22 protein-coding genes are annotated in these 20,737 nt (G+C 65.5%); 3 read left to right on the forward strand and 19 right to left on the reverse strand.

The window, feature by feature from the left end:
• Window positions 1–11: 11 nt before the first annotated feature.
• The 3 genes from ACIQ42_RS01440 to ACIQ42_RS01450 form a co-directional block, all read right to left on the reverse strand.
• Window positions 12–389: a hypothetical protein gene (locus ACIQ42_RS01440; RefSeq protein ID WP_397420446.1), complete on the reverse strand. Its 378-nt coding sequence runs from the start codon at window positions 387–389 to the stop codon at window positions 12–14.
• Entirely contained in the window at window positions 379–804 is a 426-nt protein-coding gene (locus tag ACIQ42_RS01445) for a hypothetical protein (protein WP_397420447.1), read from the reverse strand. The genes ACIQ42_RS01440 and ACIQ42_RS01445 overlap by 11 nt, the downstream gene beginning before the upstream one ends.
• Window positions 805–934: 130 nt before the next feature.
• The gene (locus ACIQ42_RS01450) at window positions 935–2,104 is read right to left on the reverse strand and encodes a P22 phage major capsid protein family protein (RefSeq protein WP_397402519.1); all 1,170 of its coding nucleotides are present in this window, start codon (window positions 2,102–2,104) and stop codon (window positions 935–937) included.
• A 253-nt stretch (window positions 2,105–2,357) separates the two neighbouring features.
• On the opposite strand from ACIQ42_RS01450, the gene ACIQ42_RS01455 reads away from it, so the two are divergent.
• A complete protein-coding gene (locus tag ACIQ42_RS01455) occupies window positions 2,358–2,765 on the forward strand; it encodes a hypothetical protein (RefSeq protein WP_397420448.1) in 408 nt (135 codons plus the stop codon).
• On the opposite strand, the gene ACIQ42_RS01460 is transcribed toward ACIQ42_RS01455, so the two are convergent.
• The 15 genes from ACIQ42_RS01460 to ACIQ42_RS01530 form a co-directional block, all read right to left on the reverse strand.
• Window positions 2,749–3,378: a hypothetical protein gene (locus ACIQ42_RS01460; protein WP_397420449.1), complete on the reverse strand. Its 630-nt coding sequence runs from the start codon at window positions 3,376–3,378 to the stop codon at window positions 2,749–2,751. The genes ACIQ42_RS01455 and ACIQ42_RS01460 overlap by 17 nt on opposite strands.
• Window positions 3,378–4,181, reverse strand: coding sequence for a hypothetical protein (locus ACIQ42_RS01465; RefSeq protein WP_397420450.1), 804 nt, complete (start codon window positions 4,179–4,181; stop codon window positions 3,378–3,380). Before ACIQ42_RS01465 ends, ACIQ42_RS01460 begins: the two co-directional genes overlap by 1 nt.
• Window positions 4,182–4,338: 157 nt before the next feature.
• A complete protein-coding gene (locus tag ACIQ42_RS01470) occupies window positions 4,339–4,677 on the reverse strand; it encodes a hypothetical protein (RefSeq protein ID WP_397420451.1) in 339 nt (112 codons plus the stop codon).
• On the reverse strand, window positions 4,674–5,417 hold the full coding sequence (locus ACIQ42_RS01475) for a hypothetical protein (protein WP_397420452.1): 744 nt from the start codon (window positions 5,415–5,417) through the stop codon (window positions 4,674–4,676). The genes ACIQ42_RS01470 and ACIQ42_RS01475 overlap by 4 nt, the downstream gene beginning before the upstream one ends.
• Before the next feature lie 79 nt (window positions 5,418–5,496).
• Entirely contained in the window at window positions 5,497–7,374 is a 1,878-nt protein-coding gene (locus ACIQ42_RS01480; RefSeq protein ID WP_397420453.1) for a portal protein, read from the reverse strand.
• Window positions 7,375–7,666: 292 nt separating this feature from the next.
• The gene (locus ACIQ42_RS01485; RefSeq protein WP_397420454.1) at window positions 7,667–8,125 is read right to left on the reverse strand and encodes a hypothetical protein; all 459 of its coding nucleotides are present in this window, start codon (window positions 8,123–8,125) and stop codon (window positions 7,667–7,669) included.
• A 59-nt stretch (window positions 8,126–8,184) separates the two neighbouring features.
• On the reverse strand, window positions 8,185–8,586 hold the full coding sequence (locus ACIQ42_RS01490) for a hypothetical protein (RefSeq protein WP_397420455.1): 402 nt from the start codon (window positions 8,584–8,586) through the stop codon (window positions 8,185–8,187).
• A gap of 211 nt (window positions 8,587–8,797) precedes the next feature.
• Window positions 8,798–10,180, reverse strand: a complete 1,383-nt coding sequence (locus ACIQ42_RS01495; protein ID WP_397420456.1) for a hypothetical protein — start codon at window positions 10,178–10,180, stop codon at window positions 8,798–8,800.
• Window positions 10,177–10,680, reverse strand: a complete 504-nt coding sequence (locus ACIQ42_RS01500; RefSeq protein WP_397420457.1) for a hypothetical protein — start codon at window positions 10,678–10,680, stop codon at window positions 10,177–10,179. Before ACIQ42_RS01500 ends, ACIQ42_RS01495 begins: the two co-directional genes overlap by 4 nt.
• 85 nt (window positions 10,681–10,765) lie before the next feature.
• Window positions 10,766–11,350, reverse strand: a complete 585-nt coding sequence (locus tag ACIQ42_RS01505; RefSeq protein WP_397420458.1) for a GNAT family N-acetyltransferase — start codon at window positions 11,348–11,350, stop codon at window positions 10,766–10,768.
• A gap of 10 nt (window positions 11,351–11,360) precedes the next feature.
• Window positions 11,361–12,392, reverse strand: a complete 1,032-nt coding sequence (locus ACIQ42_RS01510; protein ID WP_397420459.1) for an aldo/keto reductase — start codon at window positions 12,390–12,392, stop codon at window positions 11,361–11,363.
• Between the two features lie 68 nt (window positions 12,393–12,460).
• Window positions 12,461–12,868, reverse strand: coding sequence for a glycine zipper 2TM domain-containing protein (locus ACIQ42_RS01515; RefSeq protein WP_397420460.1), 408 nt, complete (start codon window positions 12,866–12,868; stop codon window positions 12,461–12,463).
• A gap of 155 nt (window positions 12,869–13,023) precedes the next feature.
• On the reverse strand, window positions 13,024–14,283 hold the full coding sequence (locus ACIQ42_RS01520) for a DUF1254 domain-containing protein (protein WP_397420461.1): 1,260 nt from the start codon (window positions 14,281–14,283) through the stop codon (window positions 13,024–13,026).
• A gap of 38 nt (window positions 14,284–14,321) precedes the next feature.
• A complete protein-coding gene (locus ACIQ42_RS01525; protein WP_397420462.1) occupies window positions 14,322–15,416 on the reverse strand; it encodes a glutathione S-transferase family protein in 1,095 nt (364 codons plus the stop codon).
• A 381-nt stretch (window positions 15,417–15,797) separates the two neighbouring features.
• Window positions 15,798–16,688, reverse strand: coding sequence for a PEPxxWA-CTERM sorting domain-containing protein (locus ACIQ42_RS01530; protein WP_397420463.1), 891 nt, complete (start codon window positions 16,686–16,688; stop codon window positions 15,798–15,800).
• A 275-nt stretch (window positions 16,689–16,963) separates the two neighbouring features.
• Between ACIQ42_RS01530 and ACIQ42_RS01535 the strand changes: the two genes are divergently transcribed.
• Together ACIQ42_RS01535 and ACIQ42_RS01540 are read left to right on the forward strand one after the other, a co-directional pair.
• Window positions 16,964–18,676, forward strand: coding sequence for an alpha/beta fold hydrolase (locus ACIQ42_RS01535; protein WP_397420464.1), 1,713 nt, complete (start codon window positions 16,964–16,966; stop codon window positions 18,674–18,676).
• Between the two features lie 370 nt (window positions 18,677–19,046).
• Window positions 19,047–19,688: an exopolysaccharide biosynthesis protein gene (locus ACIQ42_RS01540; protein WP_397420465.1), complete on the forward strand. Its 642-nt coding sequence runs from the start codon at window positions 19,047–19,049 to the stop codon at window positions 19,686–19,688.
• A gap of 176 nt (window positions 19,689–19,864) precedes the next feature.
• On the opposite strand, the gene ACIQ42_RS01545 is transcribed toward ACIQ42_RS01540, so the two are convergent.
• A complete protein-coding gene (locus tag ACIQ42_RS01545; protein WP_397420466.1) occupies window positions 19,865–20,587 on the reverse strand; it encodes a PEPxxWA-CTERM sorting domain-containing protein in 723 nt (240 codons plus the stop codon).
• Window positions 20,588–20,737 lie beyond the last annotated feature (150 nt).

Here is a 20,737-nt window from a genome sequence, read left to right on the forward strand (position 1 = left end):
CGATGCGCCGCCTACAGCATGGCCAGCCCGATCCAGACCAGGAATGGCATCGCGCTCAGTATCAGCCAGGCGACCATGGCGCCGGCAAACGCCAGAAACGGCATCGCGCCCGGCACGCGCTTGACAATCACCCGATCCATCAGCGCCGTCATCACGCCAAACAGGATGATTGATAGTATGGCAGGTGTGCCTTCCGGGAAAAACAGGGCGAGAGTCACGGGAACCAGTGAGAAAGGGATGCTGATCGTGTTTCCGATCTCTAGCCAGAGACCATAAACGATAAGACCCGGAATGCCGTAGTAGTGGATAAGGCTTACGGGCAGGCTGATCCATAGCCACGCGCGGAGCACCCAACGCGGAATCGTAAGTTTCCGCCGTTCAGCGGACACGGATTTTTCCTGACCGGCTGGCTCGTCCATAGGCGTCCTGCGCTCGCTGTGACAATGCATCAGATCCTAAACGCCCCATGAGTGAATCGAGTACGGCCTTCTGTCCGGGACGCACCGTTATCGGCGGCCCTTCTTCAATGCCGCTCAGCGCGCCGACGTCACCCCATTCCGCGGCCGTCAGTGCCCGATCCTTCAGAGCTGCAATCTCGGCATCATTGAACTGGCCGTCCGTAAGCCCGCGTATCGTGCGATCAAACCTCTTGTCGGCGCCGCTTGCACGCATCCCGCCCAGAACAGCGGCCTTCTGAAATCGACTGAGAGCGACCTGGTAGGTTTGCCCGGGCCGGCCTGCGTCGACCGAGCGTCGGGGCGCTGTTGTCAGCCCCTCGCCCCCCTGTCGCAACAGCGCATCCAATCGAGCCCGATCCCTGTCTGTGAATAGCATCTGGCCTCCAGAAAAACAGAACAATAGAAGAACGTCAACAGTCGCCCGCGGCGAAAGCAAGGCCCGGGCGGTCCCTCAGGACCGCCCGGCGCCCCCCCCGCTAGTTGTTGCCCAGACGGCAGGCCAGCTGCGGCCGGATGGTCCTGAAGCCGTACAGCACGTCCAGACGGCAGGGGAACTTGTCCCCGTTGATGTCGTAATTGCGCACGATCCGCATCGAGACGCCGTCGAACACCTCGCGTGAGGCGAAGTCCACGCCTGTGGGGAGCACCATGTCCGCCGTGGCGAAGGCGAACGCGCCCTTCTGATAGGCCATGGAGATGCCGTGGTTGACCGATGCCGTGCCGGCGAAGTTGATGGCGGCGCCGTTGGCCGGCGAGGCCGAAACGTTCTGCCATGCGCCCGACGTCACGATCGCCGGTGAGATCGGGAACGACGTCGCCGTCGCCCCGGTCCCGACCACAAACTGCTGCAGTACGCCCGTCGACTGCTTGGTCTCCGGATGCACCCGGAACAGACCCGGGATCGTGAACACGTCACCGGCCGCCGGCGCGCCGGCTCCGGTCGAAACGGTCAGGGTGGCGCCGGTCTGGCCCGCACCATTCACGATGAATGCAGCGTTGGAGGGACCCCGAAGGTGCGAGGGCCACAGCGTGTTCTCCATGAAGTCGAACCCGGCCGTACGTCCCATGAAGCCTTCACGGTTCTGCCTGGCGATCGTGGTCTTGTCGTTGAACAGCCCCTTCAGCGCGTCCACCAGATCCACATTGTCCTGGGTGTTCAGATTGCAGGTCCGCCCGTTCAGCGGCGCCAGATTGTCCACCAGAATCTTGCGGGCCTGCAGCACCCGGGTGAAGGTGGCAGGCCCCGCGCCCTGCACCTGGTTGTAGACATCGCGGTACATGGTCATGGCGTCCGCCTCGATATGGGCGGCCAGCACGCTCATCGCCGGCTCCAGGATCCGCTCCGAAAAGTCATCCAGGGCCATGGTCAGGTCTACGGAGGTGAAGTTCAGGTCCACCCCCTTCTGGGTCTGCACCTTCAGGTCCACCGAGTTTTCCACGGTGTCCTGGGCGGCCAGGTTCGGACCCGTCCGCACTACATACTGGTTGGGCAGGCGCACCTTCAGCGTGTCGCCCACCTTCGCGCCCTGCTGGGCGAAGCTGTCGTCATAGTCGCGCGTGATCGTGCCCACGAAGTTGAGCTTCTGGTGCAGCACGCGAAGCGCCTCCCGCGTCACGGCGGTGGCGGACAGAATGGTATTGGGCATGAAATATCCTTTTGAATGGGTTGGGTTTCAGCCGCGCAAAGGCGTCCGAGGCGCGAGGGTCGCGCGTGCTCGGTCGCAGCCGGTCAGGCGGCGGCAGGTTCGATTGAGGTGATCTGGCCGGTTCCTTCCACCGGGCCTCCGTCGCCGGAGCCGTTGGAAGACGGCCAGATCTCTTGTTTTCTGGATCAGAAGCGATAGAACAATATGGGAACAACGTAATCGGGCGCTGTCGTCGACATTGAAGGAAGACCGGATGAAGTCTCTGCGTTGGCGCTACACTGCCTTCACGCTTGTCCTGGCGCTCGCGGTTTCATTTATCGTCGGGTCATTTGACCTTCGTCTGGACGACGATCAGCGCTCCATTCTGCTGATTTCAGGATTGGTGCTGTACTTGGTGACCACCAATGGACTGTTGTACCTCTTGTGGCGGGAACCGCCGCCGGGCAGCCGGGTAGTCCGGATTGGCAGAATTGCTTCGATCCTGCTTCTGGGTGCACCGACCCTGGGAGGCCTCATCGTCTACATGGTCATCATGGACGACATTGGGGGTATCGCTCTCCCGGTCGTTGCCGCACCATTCGCCCTGATAGCGCCCCTATGGGTCTTGGCCCTCAGGCGTAGTCTCCGAAAGACCCCGACATCGCTCAGCGAGGTTTTCTAGGCGCCTGCGCAAGGGAGTCCCTCAGATGATCGATCCACGGCCACGGTGCAAACCTTGGTCCGTCTTTCCACCCCCAGGTTTGATCATCTCCAACCCGTTTGCCAAACTGGACTTCGGTTTGGTCGCCTACAGCCATGTTGGAATTGGCGATCGGGTACCCATAGAGTGTGCCTGAACGATTGATCCAGGCGGCCGAACGCTCGGAGGGCCTCTTGGCGTCTCTTGCCGCGACACCCGGAAGGTACGTCTCATGGAGCAACCGTTCGCCGCGCCCATAGTCAGGGCTTTGACGCGCAGGATCGACCTGCGCCTCGAGTCTGAAATCCTTCTCACCACCTCGAAAAATGTACTGCTCCCGACCGTCGTCGTACTCGGTGTACATGTGATCCGGCAGGATCTTCTTGATCGGCTCCGGCAGCTCGTGGCCGGTCGCTTCTTCAAGCATGTTGGAAAAGATATCGAAACTCCGCACGGTAACGCGCGTTCCACGCGGCTGCGCCTTCCGGGGCGCCGCCGTCAACGAGGCATAGGCCCGCAGGCTCATCAACGGCCCTGATGGCAACGGCGAAGGCGCCGACGGCCCCGGCAGGTTCCCCTTCAGAAACGCCGCCATCAGCGCCCCCGCGCCATCTGTTCGTTGCGCCGGCGCATCCATTCCTTGGTCGCCAGTTCGTCGCGGACGCCGCCCGCCCCGCCGCCGCCGCCGCTGATGGAGACCGCCGGCCGCACCGCTTGTGCAGTCTCCCGCGCCCCGACCTCGCTGGCCTGATCGGCCCTCCAGGCCTTGTGCAACAGCTTCCACAGGCGCGGATCGGCCATCTCGCGCAGCTCCTCCATGGTCACGCCGAACGCCTGGGCATAGTCCACCAGCTTGCCGGCCACCTCCGGCGACCAGCCCTCGATCTCCTCGCTCAGCTTGCGCCCGGTTTCGGCCATCGCCTCGGCCGCCTCGCGCGCCGCCTGCAGCGCGGATCGCTCCTGGTGGTGACTGACCGCATAGGCCAGCTGCTCGCGCGCCTGCGCCAGTCGCTGGAATGTCGACCAGCTCGCCTGCGCACCCTCCGGATCTTCGGCTGCATAGCCCTCCCAGTCTACGGCCTGGAAATCTTCAATCTGCTCATCCAGCGCCGCCAGGCGCTGTTCGTCCCGGCTTGCACCCTGGTGGGCGTTCACCCGCGCCGCCAGCGCCTCGCGTTCCGCCTCCAGCGCGCGCCGGTGCTCCGCCAGTTCCTGGGTCTTGCGGGTATAGTCCGCCTGCCGCAGCACCGCGCCCTTCAGCGCCGCCGGCAGGGTGTGCACCTGCCCGTCCAGTTCCAGCTCGAACATCTCCGGATCCGCGCCGGTCTCTTCCAGCATGCGGTCGTCGTCGCGCACGAGGTCGCCCTCGCCCGCCAGATAGGCGTCGTCATGTTCCATGGTCGTCCTTTTTTGGAAATGCCCGTGCGGGCGGTCAGAAATGTTCGCAGGCCGGCGTCGGCCGCGAGTAGCGTTGCATCTCGGTCAAGGCGGGCGCGCAGGGAGCCCTTCTGCACGGGATGCTATCCCCCGGCCGCCGCGCATAGCGCCTGTAACGTCAGCCGTGAGTATTCCGCCGGCGACGTAACCTGATCATCGTCGCCGCAGTAATGCCGATAACCTGAAATACAATCCAGAATATCCCGACCAACATTACAGTCATTATACTGTATATTGTCCCGTTTAGCGGCTGCTCCGGCGTCTCCCAGGCGCCTGTATCAATTTTGATAAGCAACAAGGGAACAAATACGAAGGCCAATCCAGCCATGACAAAGCTGTACGCATTCAACGCGATCCCGATCCATGTACTTCGCCAAAGCGCGATCATCACGCCGGGAACCGTAAGTATTGCGGCAATACACACAATCAGAACCAGAAACCAGACGCCGTCGTTCATCGCCGCGCGCCTAGAGCTCGGGTTTTCATCCAGTCATTGATCGGCTGCTCATCACTCAGGATGTCCATTTTCGGCCGTCGGCTGGCGTCCAGCACCTCACGCGCACCGCTCCGGACCATCAATGTGTCGACGTCCTTATGGTGGGCGCTGATAGCGGGACGTCGATCCGCCCGGTCGGTGGGGAGCCTTGACGGGATCCCCGCGAAGAACGGGATCCGGGCAAGCCGGTCAGAGCCGTCGCGGGATGATGGCGTCGCATCCACATTCATCCAGAAACCGGCAGGTCGCCCCCGCTCGGGCGCAGCCCGAAAGGCGGTCACGGGATCAACGGTGACCAGGTTGTCGACCCTCAAGCCTTCACGTCCGGCCCTTACGGTGGCGTTGAACGCATCCGGCCCACCGTAGCTGTGGCCGACGACGTTCACCGGACCTCCAAGGCGGTTGGCGGCCCGAATGGCCTCGACAACCTCGCCCGTCCTGGCGTTCGGGAAGTACGCGACACGTCGCCCCGTCTCTTTGGCGTAGGCATCCTTGTACTGTCGCAGAGCGCCGGAGACGCCCGTTTCCTTGTCATCCAGAAACCCGCCTATGAAGATATCCGTACCACGTTGGGCTTCCGGAACCTCGACCGGCCACCTGGAGAACATCGAGCTCTCATCGGGCCTGGCCGGCAGGGGCAACGCGCCGACGCGATCAAAGACCGAAGGGCGCTCTCGCTGAACCGGCTTTGGCTTAGGCATGGGAAATCCGAACCGTCGAAGATCTTGGGCGGGCATCGTCTACTCCATCAGAACTAATCAGGAACATCAAGCGGAAAAGTCAGCGCGCGCCCGTGGCACGCATCCGATTGGTCTCGGCTTCGAATGCCTCGATTTCCAGCTTCCGCGCCTCATGCGCCCGGTCCTGCTTCAGCCCTGCGATTTCCGCCCTCGCCGCCGCCAGCGCCTGGGCCAGCTGCCCCATCTGCGCCCTGGCCGCCTCCACCTCCGGCGCCGCGCCCTTGGCCTGCGGCGGAACCAGCGCCGCCAGCCGCCCGGCGATCTCGTCGGCCCCCGGCCAGTCCAGGTTCCGGGCCAGCAGGTCACCCACCACCGGGGCCGCCGCCGGATAGGCCCGGATCAGCTCGATCATCTGCGTCGCCGCCTCCTCACGCCGGCTGGTGAAGCTGGGTCCGGACCGCACCGTCAGGTCATACTTGCCCGCCGCCAGATCATAGATCTTCTCGACCTTGCGCAGCGGCCCCGCCGGATCGGCGCCCGCCGGCCCGACACCGACCGCTTTAGCCGACCCGTCCGGCCCCAGCACACGCACCACCCGCGAGGTTGCGTACACCTTCGGGATCAGGTCGATCAGGATGCGCCCCGCGTGCCGGATCGCCCGGCTCAGGTTGTCGATGTAGTGGAAGGTCGACACATCCCCCTCCCGCTGCCTGGCCATGATCGCCCGGCCCGAGGTCTCGTTCGACCGCGCCCCCAGGCTGGCGTCATACAGCCCCATGATCGACTTCATGTCGTCCGAGGCGTTCAACGCCTCCTGCAGCGCTCCGGCCGGCACGCCGGCAAACCCCTGTCGCATCGGCGGCTCGGGGCCGTCATATTCGATGTAGGCGTGGCTCTGCACATTGGCCGTCGCCCATTTTGCCGAGTCCGTCTCGAACGCCCCCGTGCGACCGATGAACGGCGCCTTGGGCGCCAGCGCCACCAGTTCCGTCGACGTGGTACGCCAGTAGTTGAACATCCGCTGCGGATCCTTGGCGTCCCGCACCAGGCTGCGTAGCCGCCGGCGCCCGTCCACCATCAGTTCCTCACCGTACACCGGCACGATCGGGATGAACCGCCCGGCCCAGTCCACGGTCTCCAGCACCTGCGCCCCGCTCAGAATTCGCTGCGTCACCCTGTGGCTCGCCACCTGTCGGGGCCGTCCCACCACCGTCACGCCCAGCGCATCGAACATCGCCTTCTGTGCGCGATAGATCGCCTCTTCGACCACCTGGCCGTCCGACAGCGCCAGGATCGTGCGCATCACCCGGTCGCGCCGCCAGTATTCGGCGACCGCCACCCGCTCGCCGCTCACCCCGACGCCCACGGCCGACCGCGGCCCATCGCCGCTCCAGTCCACCGGATCAGCGCCCTTCCAGCGGCCCTCGAAGACCCGGCGCGGCAGGCTGTCCACCACAAACGCAGTGTTCCAGTCGCCGCTGTCCGCCGCCGTCGACTCCGGATCGCCATACACCCCGAACGGGTTGGCCACGCGCTCGACCACGATATCCTGGTCAAAGCCATCGTCGGCGGCATAGCGGGTGTTGATCCGGAAATACCCCACCCCGCAGGTCACCGCGAAATCCAGCGCGGTGTCATAGGCCACCTCCGCATCGCTCGACTGCTCGATGTGGCGGATCAGGCCGTTGAACACCTCCGCCGTCTCCGGGTCCGCCCCGTCGTCCACGGGATGCACCGCGATCGCCGGCTTGTTCTGGCGCGCGTCATTGACCACCTGGCGGATGAACGCCGGCAGCCGGTTGATGGTCAGGCTGGGTCGACCCTCCAGATCCCGCGCGCGCCGCACCGCCTCCGGCCACTGCTCGCCCAGCCGCGCAAACCGCAGGTCATCCAGCGCCTCGCGCCGGTTCTCCGCCTCGGCCTCCGCCGCCAGCTCGAACGCCTCGCGGGCTTCCTCAAGAATATCATCATCAGACAAGGCGAAACCCCATGGCAAAGGGCCCGCCTGACGCGAGCCCGGCGAGTGAAACAGCCGCCCGCAAGGCGAGCCGCCACGACTGGAAAACTGAAAGCCTGGAAGCAGGTCGGCGCTCGCCCCGGCCTCAGCCCCGCAACCGCGAAGCCTCCGAAGGCGCACTCCCTGACGCTGACAAATTTCTATCGAAATTGCGCGGCGATGTCAAGACAAAACGTGAACAAAAAGCCCGAAAGGATGTGCCCGTCGCGCCCTTACCCACCTCCCGGCGCAGGGAGACCCTCTGCAGCCCGCCTCAATAGTCCGCGAACCAGTCCAGCCCCAGCACATCATGGATGCCCGCAATTGACTTGATCGCACGCACCTCGGCCTGGAGCGCCCTCAGCTCGTCGCTCACCTCGTCGTCATCGCTCCAGTAGCCCGGGTTCGCCTCCATACCCTTGCAAACCCGCACCAGAGTCTCGGCCAATCCAACGGCCGGCAGCGCCTCCAGCTCATGCTCAATCCGCCAGAGGCGTTTGCCAAGAAACATCAGGCGATTCAGCAAGGTGTCCGCAGCGCCGGTCCGACGCACCGACAGAACGCGCCAGCTCTGCCCGGTCGCGTCCACCAGTTCCATATCGGCCTGCATATTGTCCTTGAGCGTCTTTGACCCACAGACCGTCAACGCCTCACGGTCAGGAAACCCCCAGATATCCCCATCCGGCGTGAACCCCAGGATAGGGTAATTCCATTCGATCTCGCCCGTCCGCACGGCCTACCTTTGCACAACCTTATAGAGATTGATAATAAGCACTCAACCACAGCGCAAAATCATTTTCGCGGCGGCGGCGGCCCCGGACGGGAGGGCTGGATGACGTTCTGCCCGGTGTCGAGCAGATACCCGCCGACGCCGGTCGGAACGGCCTTCATCCAGTCGGTCGTACCGTACCAGACCTGTCCGAGCGGCCCATATTTCGGCTTTCCCGCCCAGCTGCCGGTCAGCCGGCGATGCTGTTCCTTCGGCATCACCTTCAGCAGGGCGAAGTGGTTGCGCGGATCCTGAACGGTCCTTCCAAGCCCCTTGAGCGGAATCGTGTGGTGCACCTCCCGGCCCGGCCCGGTGAGGCCAGCCCGCTTGATCGCCTTCTGCGCGGCGATGTCACGACAAAACGTGAACATCTGTTGTTTCAGCGCCAGCCAGTCTTCCGCCCCAGCGCCCAGTTCCGCCACCATCCGTCTCACCGCGCCCGCGGTCCGGCCATCAGCTGTACATAAAGCACCGCGGCGATGGCGCACCCCACCGTGGCCAGCGGCCTGTCCATCATGATCTCGATGCATTGCTTCAACAGGTCAGACATGCGCGGCCTCCACCCGCAGCGTCCCCCACCTGCCTTCTACCAAAACACGCCTAACGCCCGGTTCAGCCGGTCGATTAACGCGAGCCTCAGCCCATCCAGGACTGCGTCTCCGGGCGAACGCCTCGCCTTGCTGCGGCCGGCCGCGCCGCCACCACGCCGCGGCGGTTCAGCGCAAACTCGCCGAAGGCGTCGGCGCCATGGCTGGCCCCGTCATGCAGCGGGCCGGCATAGCTGTGCGTCGCCCGGTTCCAGCGCTTGCGATAGGCGCTCAGCCGCTCCAGTCCTGCGGCGCAACGGCCCTTGTCGAACCAGCACATGGGGATCATCAGGCGCGCGGCGTTCACGCGCTCCTCCGGGTCGGCCCGGCTACCCACCACGATCCGCGACAGCCCCATCCCGCCCAGGGCGTCATAGCGCGAGCGCCCGGTGGTGAACTCCCGCACCATCACGTCATGCGGCAGGTGATGAACGCCCCACAGATAGGGCTTGGCCGCAATCGCCTCGCGCACCACCGTGTCCAGCCCCACCCCGTGGGTCTCGTAGTAGTCCACCACGCGGATCTCGCGCCCGGTCTGCTGGAAGTACCAGATCGCCGTATAGTCATCGATGCCCAGGTCCCAGGCGGTGTCCACCGTCAGCGCGGGGTCCACCGGCACATTGGCCACCCGCCCCGCCTCCCGCGCCTCGCTCAGCGCCTCGGCATAGTAGGCGCCGGGCGCTGCGGCGTCGAAATCCACCAGATACTCCGACGCAAACTTCGCGCGGCCCTCCGCCTCGGATCCCAGCTCCGCCACCAGTTCGCGCCGCTCCCGCTCCAGTTGCTCCGGCGTGAACACCTCGGTGTTTGCGGCGGAGGCGCGCAGGGTGAACCACTCCTCGTCGTTTTGCCGGCTCTCGAACGCCTGCGTGGCGTGGTTTCGCCCGCGCGGCGTCCACAGAAACAGCGCCCATCCCTGATTTTCCAACAGAATTGGCCGGATGTAGGCCCAGGACTCCGGATGCGCCAGCGACCACTCCGAAAACACCACGCCCACCACCGAGGCTCCCATCAGGCTGTCGTGGTTGTCCGACCCCAGCACCTGCCAGGTCGAGCCATTGGCGAAGGTCACCTTCATCTCGCTGTCGTGGAAGGTGGGGCTGAGGTGTTCGCCGAACGCCTCCTCGATCCGCCGTAGCCCGGTGTGCGGATTGACCGCGTCCCAGATGGCCTTGCGTCCCTGCGCCGCCTGCGGCAGCAGGTGCCAGTAGCCGCCCGGCCGATCCTGCACCGCCCAGGCCGCCCAGTGCAGCGCCACCTCATCCTTGCCCCACCGTCGGTGCGCCGCCACATCGGCCCGCAGTTTCCCCTTGCACAGCGCCTCCCACAGTTCGTGCTGATAGGGACGCGGCTCCCATTTCACCGGCACACGCATCATCGGTGTGGGGGGTGTCGTTTCGGTCTCGATTTCAGGCTCCGGAACCTCCGTCACTGCTCTCCCTCCAGCAGGATCTCCCGCAGGAACGCCCGCCCCTCGTCGTCGTACAGCTTCTCGTACCGCCGCACCCGGATGTGCAGTTCCACCTTGCCGGGCGGCGCGGGCGTTCCGACCCTGGACCCATAACGCGCCGGCGAGGCCCGCCCCGCCGCCCACTGCAGGGTCTGGATCTGCACCTTCGCGGGGCCGACAGTCGCCGGCGTCACCGCCCGCGCCGTATCGAGCATCTCATCGGCCAGCGCGTCGGCGCCCATAAGCCGGGCGGTCTCGACCTTCTGATCCACCCCGGGCTTGGTCTTCCGCCACTGGTAAAGCGCCGTGTAGGACGGCATGTGCGCGTCCTGGCTGATGGCCAGCCAGGTCTCCCCCACCGCCAGCCGCGCGCAGATCTCGTCCACAAGCGCCTCGCAGTATCTCACCGACGTCCGTCTCGGCCGCACGGCGCGTTTCCGGGTTTCAGGCGCGCGCACGCGCCGCTCAGGCGTCTCCGCCATGTCGTTTCTCCTTCCATGAAATGTAGTCAGCCCCGGTCAGCGGGCCTCAGCCACGCCGAACCGGGGACCGGGCAGGCCGGGCCGTTTAGCCCCGCGCGGCCCGCAGCATCGGGTACACCGGCGGGAAGTCCCCCGGCTGCACCACCCCGATCACCTCAAACCCGAACCGCTCGTAAAGCGGGATGTTCCGGGGGCTCGAGCTCTCCAGATAGGCGATCACGCCATCCTCATCACAGCGCTTCAGCCCCGCCTTCAGCAGCGCCGAGCCCAGCCCCAGCCCCTGCCGCACGGGATCCACGCCGACGAAAGCCAGGTACCAGTGCGGCTCATGCGGATGATAGCCCGACATCGCCGCGCTCACCTCGCCCACCACCGCGCCTGTGGCCTCCGTCAGATGCGGCCCGATCGCCGCCGCCATCGCCTCGCTGTCCGAACTCACGCCCGGCGGCAACCACAGCGCCGCCGCCGCCCCGCCTTCGGCCAAATATCCACCGCCCACCGCCATCCCCGGCCCGCCCATCGCCCGCGCAAACCCCGGGAACCCGGCCAGAAACGCGCCCGGCGTCGGCAACAACCAGCGCACCGGCGGATCCGTCGCGAATGCCAGCGTCAACGTGTTGATCACGGTGTCGGTCTCCGACACCTCCGCCACCCGAACCTCATAGGTCATGCCAGATCCCTCACGATGAGCCGATGGACAACAGGTTCTGCACCGGCTGGTACAGCTCTTCCAGATAGGCGATGTCCTCGGCCGCCAACTCGATGTCGGTGGCCGCCACCAGCTGCTCCAGTTGCTCCACCCGCGACACCCCCACCACCGGCGCCGTCACCCCGGGCTTGCTCAGCAGCCAGGCCAGCGCGATCTGCGCCGGCGCCTTGCCGTACTTGTCGGCCGTTTCCATCACACGGGCGGCGATGTCGAACACCGCGTCGCCGTGATAGAGGCTCTCCGTTCGGATCCGGTCCCGCCCTTGCGAGCGCGCCGTGGCCCCGCCGCCGAACCCGCCCTGATAGGCCCCCGCCAGTATCCCCCGCGCTAGCGGCGACCAGGGCGTGATCGCGACTCCGCTCTTCACGCAATAGGGGTTCATCTCGCGCTCTTCTTCGCGATAGACGAGGTTGTAGTGGTTCTGCATCGAGACAAACCGCGCCCAGCCGTTCATCTGCGCGGTCAGCTGCAACTCGGCGAACTGCCAGGCGAACATCGACGAGGCGCCCAGGTACAGAACCTTCCCCGCCTTCACCACGTCGTTGAGCGCCTCCATCGTCTCCTCGATGGGCGAGCTCTCGTGCCCCGCAATCCCCTGCGGATGCCGGTGGATGATCAGCTGGTCCACATAGTCCACGCCCAGCCGCTTCAGGCTGGCGTCGACGCCCTCCATCACATGCTTGCGCGACAGTCCGCCCTGGTTGGGATTGCGCCCCATCGGATTGGAAATCTTGGTGGTCAGCACATACTGATCGCGCGGCAGCAGCTCGCGCAGCAGCGCCCCCACCACCATCTCGCTGGCCCCCACCCCATAGATGTCGGCGCAGTCGAAGTAGTAGAGCCCCTTGTCGATGGCCGCCTTGAACAGCGGCCGGGCGTCATCGATCCCCAGCGTCCAGTCGCCCTGGTGACCCCTGCCCGGCTCGCCGAAGTTCATGGTCCCCAGACACAGCCGGGACACCATCAACCCGCTGTTCCGCCCCAGCTGCACCGATTTGAGCATTCTCGTCCCCTGATCTTGTTGAGATCAGGATAGGCGCGGGTGGCGGACCCGCGCCAGCCCGAAACGGCCTATCTGCAGCGCGCGCTCTTGCGATCGATCGCGCGGCCCGCCAGCGCCCCGGCGCCTGCGCCCAGGATCGTCCCGAAGACCTCCGAGCCGCCCGGCGCAATCACATTGCCCAGAACCCCGCCGGCGAGCGCGCCGACAATCAGGCCCGTCGAGCCGTCGGAACGTCGGCAATAGTACTGCCCGTCCTGGCCGCGATAGATTCGTTCGTTCGCCGACAGCTGCCGCTCGCGCTGCGCATTGCCCGGGCGATGATAGCGGCTGGCGTCATAGCTGCCGTAGGCCGGGTCGGGGCGGTTGTAGTCATACTGACGCCAGGTTCGGGACGTGCCGTCGTAGCTCCCGTCAGTGGCGCAACCGGCCAGGGCGATGGCCGCGGCGGCGGCGAGGGCAATCGGTTTCATGTTCATGGCGGAGGGTTCCTTTGACCTCCCGGGTGAACGCCTGTCCGCCCGGCGGGTTCCACCCCGCCGCGTGTTTCGATGACCGTGTGCGAGGCTCAACCGCGACCACCGCCTGTCGCCGGCGAACCCGTGGTCTCGCGCCGAAAACGGGTTGGCCGGACCTATGCCGGATCCAGCCGCTCAATCTCGGGCAATCTATACCTGCCATGCAGCAGATCGGGCTTGGGCAGATAGGCCCGCAGGAACAGCGCAAACGGCGTCGCGGGCGCCGGCAGCCAGTTGGCCTCCCGGTCCGCGCCCGGCGCCTCGTGGCCGATCCAGATGTCGAGCGAGCCGTCAGCGTTGGTCCTCAGTCCCGGTGAACGGTCGCCGATGGCGTAGCGACCGACAGGGTTGTCGGCGAAGAAGAACTGGCCGTCCTGCGTCGCTTCATAAAGGCACAGCGACCAGAACGAATTCACCGGCAGCAGGTGGTCGGCCGGGAAATGCAGCCGCCAGGCGGCGCGCCCATCGAACAGCGCGCGCGGCAGGTCACCCTTGGCGCGCATGTACATGGCCTCTTCCGGCGGCAGGGCCGCCAGGCCGCCGATTGCTACCGACGCCCGATAGCCGTACTCCTGCGCGAAGACGCCAAGGCGCGCATAGGGATAGGTCCAGCCGTTGATGAATCCCGGACCGCGCAGCCCGCTGCGCTGGGCGTCGGCCCGGGCCTGCACGACCCCGGCCTCGATCGCCGCGACCTCGGCGGGCGAGAAGCGCCCGGGATCAAAATCATCCAGCCCCAGCGGCGCCATCACCTTCAGGATCGCGCCATCCGTCGCCGGCGGCGGATTGTCGGCCATCAGCTGCGCGGCGCTGGCCAGATAGTCGGCCCAGGGCGCATTGCGTTCGGCGACGGGCTCTGGCGCCGCCATTCCCGGCCCCTGCATCGACACGCCCTGCTGCACCGCCCTGGCCGCCTCGAGGTCGTGCGGTCCTTCCACCAGAATCCGCGCCAGGGCCCAGACATTGCGGGTAGGCGAACGGATGCAGTTTGCCCCCTGCGCCGCGTCCGTCGGGCCGATCAGCGTCCAGGTCCCGCCGTCGCCGCCGGTGGTGCGGGTTCCCAGAATGGCGAAGTTGTTCGTGTAGGCGTCCATCAGCGCCAGCGACAGATACCGCTCGCCGGCCGCCGGGAGGCTCAGCGTCACCGGCCCCTGCGACAGGTCGATGTGCGCCGACGAATAGAGCGTGTCGTTGTTGGGCGTCGTGATGTCGCGCGCCGTATGGTCCACAAGGTCACGGCCGTGGGCGAAGGTGTTCACCGGCGCGCCGCCCGAGAACCTGCGGGTCTGCGGCGAGGAGATCTCGATCAGCGGCAGCGCGAACGTCCAGGCGGCATGGGCCGCACGGGTCAGGGCCTTCAGGCGATCATCCGTCATTTCAACACCCCGTGGCGCCGTGCGCCCTCTTGTTCCAATCAGAAGAGACCCGACCGCCGGCCGGTCGACTCCGGCGACAGCGGCGGAATCCTCTCCCGCTCGCCTGGCGCCATTTGCAGCGCATCCCAGCATCCGTGCCGCCGCAGCTTCGCCTCCAGCCCGCCCGCGCCCGCCGCCAGCGCCTGCGCCAGCGCCAGCTTCAGCCATCCCAGGCAGTTCGCCCGGTAGGGCGCCGTACGCGCCACATAGGGCGCCCCGCGCAGCGTCATCGACACCTGTGGCGTCCCGTCCAACACCGCCGCAGCGTTGGCGACCATATATGGCAGGAACACCTCGCCGATCAGATCCAGCAGCCGCGTCACGCCCGGCCCGTCAGGCCCGGCCGGATCACGCCAGTCACCCTCGATCCCGGACGCATCATCCAGATCCTGCACCCACTGGAACGTGCGCACCGCATCGCGCCGCATGATCGCCGAGGCGCTGGGGTCGATGGCGCACTGCGACAGCTGCCCGAACAGGCCGATGTCGCCGATCGAGGGCCGCCCGCCAAACAGGAACCGGCTCACCTCCAGCTGCGCCTCCACAGCGGCCAGCACCTCGCCATAGGTCGCGCGCAGCAGCGGCCGGTTCACCTCACGGTCGCCCAGCCGCGCCAGCACGCTGGTCTGGCGCGTGCGGAACCGTTCAATGATCCCGTCAAACTGCGCCTTCGGCATCGCCCCCAGCCACCCGGCCATCTGGCGCTGCGCACAGAAGGCCTGATCGACCTCCCCGTCCCAGCGAAAGTCGAACATCGGCTGCACCAGCCACTCGTCCGCAAAATCCTCGATCAGCAGCGCCAGAAACCGGTCGCCCGGATCGTCCGGCAACAGGCTGCGATCCCCCGGATGCATCGTCTCCAGCTCAAGGATCATCGGCGTGGAGTCCGCCCAGTACCGCCCGTCCGGCAACTGCATTACCGGGATCATGCCCTTGTCAGCGGCCTTCAGCTCACCGCCCTCGCCCAGATAGCCGGGCGGCACGATCCAGTTGTGCGCGATCCGCCGATAGCGCAGCGCCGCCCGCAGCTTCAGCGAATAGGGCGATCCCGGCCCGCCCAGAATACGGTAACGGCCCGCAGCAACGTCGGTCATGCCCGGCGCAATCCTTCCCTCAGCCGCGAGCCCCGCCCGCGAACCGCCAGAGAAACCTGATCGAATACGCCTTGTCCACAGGACCGGTCACACCGGGCTACCGCCGAACTCGATACCTCAAGCGCCTCGCCATCAGGCGAAGGGGAGAGCCATCAGGCCCGCCTTGGTGGCGCAACTCTCGACGCTGACAAAATCCTACCGAAATTGCGCGGCGATGTCAAGACAAAACGTGAACAAAATCCATCGCGCCCTCATTGCCGTCTGCACAATCCACCCGACGCCCCCACTCGCAGCGCGTCCGCCCGGCGGCCACCGCCTGCGTGCACACACAGAAACGCCGCCGGTCCTGCGACCGGCGGCGCATGTGGGAAACGCCCGGGGTTAAACCTCGAGCGCCCTGCGACGGCGGACAATTGAGCCGGCAGAGCCGAAGCCGATGATCATCATGGCCCAGGTCGTCGGTTCAGGCACGCCAGCCACGCCAGGGGCCATCGAGGCGCTGTAATCAACGCCGGAGAGGCTGGTCAACGTCCAGCCCGAAAGCGCCCCGCCGCTGGCATTGGTGACCGATGTGACACCGCCCCAATAGCTGGAGTTACCGGCATCGCAGCCTAGCGTGCCGCCAATGGAGCTCACTCTGCAGGTGGTGCTGCTGTCAATCCGGAAGGTCTGACCGCTGACAAAGGGAATGCGCAGATTTGCCGTTTTGCCGATGGTGGGTTGGAAGGCAAAATCGGTAATTGTGGAAACGTTTCCATTATTCTCCCAGACACCATTGCCGCGCACCTCGCCAAACATGTTCTGGGTTGTGTAGTCATAGAAATAGGTGATGAGGCCCCCAATGAGGCCATTGCTGGCAGTCGCAGAAAAACGCTGAAGATAGTTGATGGTGCTTATACCGTTGGTCGGCTGAGTGATGGTGGCGTCAAATTGTAGATTCACATTCAAAAAGCCACTGGCGCCGTCGGGCGTAGTGAGGGTGAGAAAATCCTGCCAGCTGCCCGCAGCTTCGGCGCCGCCGCCGCCGATAACGCTGCTGGCGACTTTCACGACCCCGAAATCGACTGTCGACACCGAAGTTGACCGACTGCCTTCAGCGCTGATTGCGGTGTCGGTGAGCGTGATCGGCCGGTTATTCTTGTCACCGCCAATACCCGTAGGGTTCACGCCGTTCCTATGGCCAATGCCGATCGACTGGGCTGATGCTGATACAGCGACACCAGCCAGTATCGTGGCGCCGGAAATGACGCAAATAAGCTGAGTGATCTTCATCTGTTGCTTCCAATTTAACTGTAGGTTGTTACTTCGGCCGTCAGCCTAGCGGCGTCGCGCCGGACTGCGGTCCCCATTTGAAGGGGCGGCGGCCTCGCGATCGCAGCGTAAGTGCGCGGCTGTAGCCCAGACGGTCCGCGCGCTGGAAAAAGGGGTCGGGCTGAAAACCCTGGTCAGTTTGAGTTGGATCAGATGAGCGCCTTCCAGGGGGTCAAAGCCTTGCGTTTCAGGTACGGCCAGGCGCGACGGTGCCACCCCGTATGTGCGAACACGCGATGGCGGACGTGAACACGATCGCGCACGCGCTCACCCAGATCAGCCTTTTGCGCCCGGACGGTTCGATCCTCGATGACGAGGACGGTTTCCTGGCGGCGATCAGCCCTCTGGATCGCGTAAACCTTGTCGAGTTGGCGCGCACAAGCCCGGGCGTCACATCCTACGAGGTTGTGGACTGTCGCGGCGGCGCGGCTGTCGTGGTCGCCGTAACGTCACTTGAGCAGGCCCGGGCCTGGCAGGTGCGGGGCCTGGCTGCGTCGGTCGCCGGTTCGAAGAGCGCCATTGCCGTCTGCCGCCTCTCGCCCACGGGCGTGCAGCGACGGCTGCAGGCCTTCGGCGAGGCCTTCGGTCTGTCGCCGGCGATCATGCGCGTTCTGGTCGCGCTCTATGAATACTGCGATGTCAGGGATGCCGCCGCCGCCGCGGGCGTCAGTTTCAACACGGCGCGGGGATATCTGAACGAGGCGCGCGCCACGGTCTGGGCGCCCAATCTGCCGCGACTGATCACCTGGGCGGGCGTGGGGTCGTTCGCCGCGGATGCCAGCGGCGAAAGCGATCATCCCGTCGCTGACCTGTTTTCGTTGTCCGAGCGCCAGCGTCAGCTCGCGGGGTTGATTGCCGATGGTTTGAGCCGCGCCGAGGCGGCCCGGAGCCTTGGAATATCGGAAGCCGTCGCCAAGAAGGAGCTGGCGGCGGTCTATGCGGCGACCGGCGTAACCAACGCCACAGGGCTTGCCCGGATTTTTGCCGAACTGCGGGGGTTGGCGATCGTCACCCGCTCCCACAGCGGGCCGCCGGAACCCTATCCGCCGCCGCCGAGCCGGAATCTGGTCTTGACCGACAGTGACGGGCGCAGCATCGCTGTCAGCGACTACGGTCCCCGGGGCGGCAAGCCTGTCCTGGTTCTTCACAACACGATGAACTGCCGTGGCGTCGACCGATCTCTGGTCCGCGCCCTGCAAGCCAGCGGCTACCGTCCCGTCTCCAATGATCGCCCGGGATACGGAGAAACCGATCCGCCACCCCAGCACAGCCATGGGCAGGCCTATCTTGATATCTGCGTGAGGGACATCGCCCTGATCTGCCAGGAACTGCGCTGGGGCCGCATTTCGGTCATCGCCCATGGGCCCGTCCACGTCGCGCTGGCCCTCTACCGCGCCAGGCCTGATCTGCTCGACCGGGTCGTCATAGACGCACCGGAGCCGGATTCGGCCTACGGCGCCGCGACGGTCGGCATGATAAGCGAATTGAAGCGTCAGTTCGCCAGGCGACCATGGGCGGTCGCCTCCGTCGTCAGTATCCTGAGCGCGCTCGCCAGCTACGAGCGGGTCTCGTCTCTCATGCGCGACTGGACCGCGACGAGCCCCTCTGATCGTGCAGCGATGGGCGATCCCGCCCTGATGATGGATTTTTATCGCAAGCTCGTTCCCTTTCGAAAGGGCAAGATCGACGGCTTTGTTCGCGAGCAGGTGTTGCAGGCGACCATGGGAAAACCGGCTCCGATCCCGGGAACGTCGGGGATCACCCTGATCGTAGGTCAGACCGACTTCATGCATGATGCCGATGAGAACCTGACCTACTGGAAAGAGGTCCTGCCAGACGCGCGTCTGGTGAAGATCGCCGATGCGGGGCGGTTCATCTCCTACACACACCCCGAACGGCTGGTCGCAGAACTGGCGAGACGACCGTGGATCACGTCGAGATTGGATTGAATCAATCCAATCTCGAAAAACGTGATCGCCCTCAAATGTTCAGAGCGGCTTGAACGTCAAAGGGCCCGGTGGCCGCCCGCGGCCGTCTGATGCGCGGCCCGCAGATCGAACCAAGGACAGGCTGTCGCGAGCGGAGGGACATCGCGTAATTGAGGTAGGCCCATCCAGGCCTGAGGATACAAAGTCAGAGCGAGTGGATCGCGCAGGCGTGAACCGGGCGCTCGCCTCCGCCAGCGGATTTGGCTAGAGCCTGTACGCTTCAGATGAAATCATTTGAAACGGATAAACAGGCTCGTTCTCATATATTTAGAGCGCGATGGGCGCTTGAACCGGCATCAACTTCAAGCTGTCGCGCTCCAGGGGCTGGATCATGATCGACACCACCAATCACTACACCGACGATCCGCGCCAGGGCTTCATCGGACTGGTCGTCGGACTGGCCAAGGCGTCCGGACCGGAGGGTCTGACCCTGCGCGAGATCCGTGACCGGCTGGATGAGCGGGCGTTCGGCCTGATGATCCTGATCCTGGCCATCCCCTGCCTGGTGCCGGCCCTCTATGGCGTGCCGCAGATCGTGGGGATCCCCATCCTGCTGCTGGCTGGCCAGATGCTGCTGGGCCGCGAGGAGCCCTGGTTGCCGGAGGCGGTGCTGAAGCGCCGGGTGTCCAGGGCCATGCTGGACCGGATGGCCGACTTCGCCGTCAAGCGTATGGGCTGGTTCGAACGGCTGTCTCGGCCCCGGCTGACACTGTTCGCCCAGGGCCTCGCCGAAAGGGCGGCCGCCGCCTTCATGATCCTGGCCACCCTGACAATCGTCCTGCCCATGACCAATACGGTCCCGTCCGTGGCGCTGGCGCTCATGTCGGTCGGTCTGATCCAGCGCGACGGCCTGTTCGTGGCCGCCGGGGCGGCGGTGGCGACGGGCTGGGTGACCGCCCTGCTGGTGGTCGGGATCGGCTTCGTGGTCGGGGCCGGCTGGGCCGTGGGCCTGATGGCGCGCTTCACCGGATAGGCGGGACGGCGTGCCGCTAAGCCCCGGTTGAGACAGGGGAATGGGCGTTCTTCCCGAAACCGGCCAAGCGAGAGGGCCGCTCAGGGGGATCGCGTACGTCGCGCCCTGCACAAATCCGCACACAGAAACGCCGCCGATCCTGCGACCGGCGGCGCGTGTCTGTCAGACGTGGAGGTCTAGGCGACCACGGCCCTGCGGCGGCGGATCATCGAACCGGCAGCGCCGAAGCCGATGATCATCATCGCCCAGGTCGCGGGCTCGGGGACCGCGGTGATCGAGGCCGAAAGACCCGTTGAGTCATAGTAATAGTTGCCGTGGCGGTTCACGCGAAAGTCAAACGTGTCGCCAATCGAAAGGGGGACCAGACCCGAGAAATTGGACTGGCTGCCAAAGGTTCCCGTCAGGAGCGTAGTGACGCCGCCGACCGAAACCTTGACCCCGTTCGGCGCAGCTTGATCCAGGACGCGGAAAAAACCAGAGTAGCTATAGAGGCTGGTGGCCGGCGCCGTAAACCGGACGATACTGTCATAGTCAGTCCCGCCCGTGCCAGATGTCAGGCTGCCCCCCGGATGGACATTCAGGACATCGTTACCCTGCTTCACCGTCGCATAGACGATCGGGCCCTCGGTTTCGTTCCCGACCACGGCGGGAACCCCGTGCGGGGCCCAGCCGCTGTCCGTCCAGCCGTAGCCGCCAGCACCAACCATCGCAACGACGTTGTACGGAACGAAGGTTGACCCGTTGAAATAGCCATAGCTCCAGACGCCATTGACGTTTGTCGAAGTCGTATCTGAGAAGTCCTTGACCGCGTCATAGACCGTAGCGGCGAAGGTCGGGGTCGCTGCGAGGGTGAGCGTCGCCGCAGCCGCCGCCGCACTCGCCAGTTTCAAGATGTTCATTTCTGTTTTTCCTAAGCACCAATAACCATCGAAAACATGCGCATGCCTTCCGGAGGCGCGCAATCGACTTCCCCTCACAGGGGAATGTCCGGTCCACGCCCGGTTGAGCCGAAGACTGCCACTCAGGCGTGTGTCCCTGCTTTCCGGGCT

The organism is Phenylobacterium sp., assembly GCF_044372605.1.
Taxonomy (GTDB): Bacteria; Pseudomonadota; Alphaproteobacteria; order Caulobacterales; family Caulobacteraceae; genus Phenylobacterium.

What these genes read in the sequence shown, in the direction of transcription:
- ACIQ42_RS01450 (WP_397402519.1), bottom strand. Translation starts at nt 2,104, where the DNA reads ATGCCCAATACCATTCTGTCCGCCACCGCCGTGACGCGGGAGGCGCTT.
- ACIQ42_RS01455 (WP_397420448.1), top strand. Translation starts at nt 2,358, where the DNA reads ATGAAGTCTCTGCGTTGGCGCTACACTGCCTTCACGCTTGTCCTGGCG.
- ACIQ42_RS01460 (WP_397420449.1), bottom strand. Translation starts at nt 3,378, where the DNA reads ATGGCGGCGTTTCTGAAGGGGAACCTGCCGGGGCCGTCGGCGCCTTCG.
- ACIQ42_RS01465 (WP_397420450.1), bottom strand. Translation starts at nt 4,181, where the DNA reads ATGGAACATGACGACGCCTATCTGGCGGGCGAGGGCGACCTCGTGCGC.
- ACIQ42_RS01470 (WP_397420451.1), bottom strand. Translation starts at nt 4,677, where the DNA reads ATGAACGACGGCGTCTGGTTTCTGGTTCTGATTGTGTGTATTGCCGCA.
- ACIQ42_RS01475 (WP_397420452.1), bottom strand. Translation starts at nt 5,417, where the DNA reads ATGCCTAAGCCAAAGCCGGTTCAGCGAGAGCGCCCTTCGGTCTTTGAT.
- ACIQ42_RS01490 (WP_397420455.1), bottom strand. Translation starts at nt 8,586, where the DNA reads ATGGTGGCGGAACTGGGCGCTGGGGCGGAAGACTGGCTGGCGCTGAAA.
- ACIQ42_RS01500 (WP_397420457.1), bottom strand. Translation starts at nt 10,680, where the DNA reads ATGGCGGAGACGCCTGAGCGGCGCGTGCGCGCGCCTGAAACCCGGAAA.
- ACIQ42_RS01505 (WP_397420458.1), bottom strand. Translation starts at nt 11,350, where the DNA reads ATGACCTATGAGGTTCGGGTGGCGGAGGTGTCGGAGACCGACACCGTG.
- ACIQ42_RS01510 (WP_397420459.1), bottom strand. Translation starts at nt 12,392, where the DNA reads ATGCTCAAATCGGTGCAGCTGGGGCGGAACAGCGGGTTGATGGTGTCC.
- ACIQ42_RS01515 (WP_397420460.1), bottom strand. Translation starts at nt 12,868, where the DNA reads ATGAACATGAAACCGATTGCCCTCGCCGCCGCCGCGGCCATCGCCCTG.
- ACIQ42_RS01520 (WP_397420461.1), bottom strand. Translation starts at nt 14,283, where the DNA reads ATGACGGATGATCGCCTGAAGGCCCTGACCCGTGCGGCCCATGCCGCC.
- ACIQ42_RS01525 (WP_397420462.1), bottom strand. Translation starts at nt 15,416, where the DNA reads ATGACCGACGTTGCTGCGGGCCGTTACCGTATTCTGGGCGGGCCGGGA.
- ACIQ42_RS01530 (WP_397420463.1), bottom strand. Translation starts at nt 16,688, where the DNA reads ATGAAGATCACTCAGCTTATTTGCGTCATTTCCGGCGCCACGATACTG.
- ACIQ42_RS01535 (WP_397420464.1), top strand. Translation starts at nt 16,964, where the DNA reads ATGGCGGACGTGAACACGATCGCGCACGCGCTCACCCAGATCAGCCTT.
- ACIQ42_RS01540 (WP_397420465.1), top strand. Translation starts at nt 19,047, where the DNA reads ATGATCGACACCACCAATCACTACACCGACGATCCGCGCCAGGGCTTC.
- ACIQ42_RS01545 (WP_397420466.1), bottom strand. Translation starts at nt 20,587, where the DNA reads ATGAACATCTTGAAACTGGCGAGTGCGGCGGCGGCTGCGGCGACGCTC.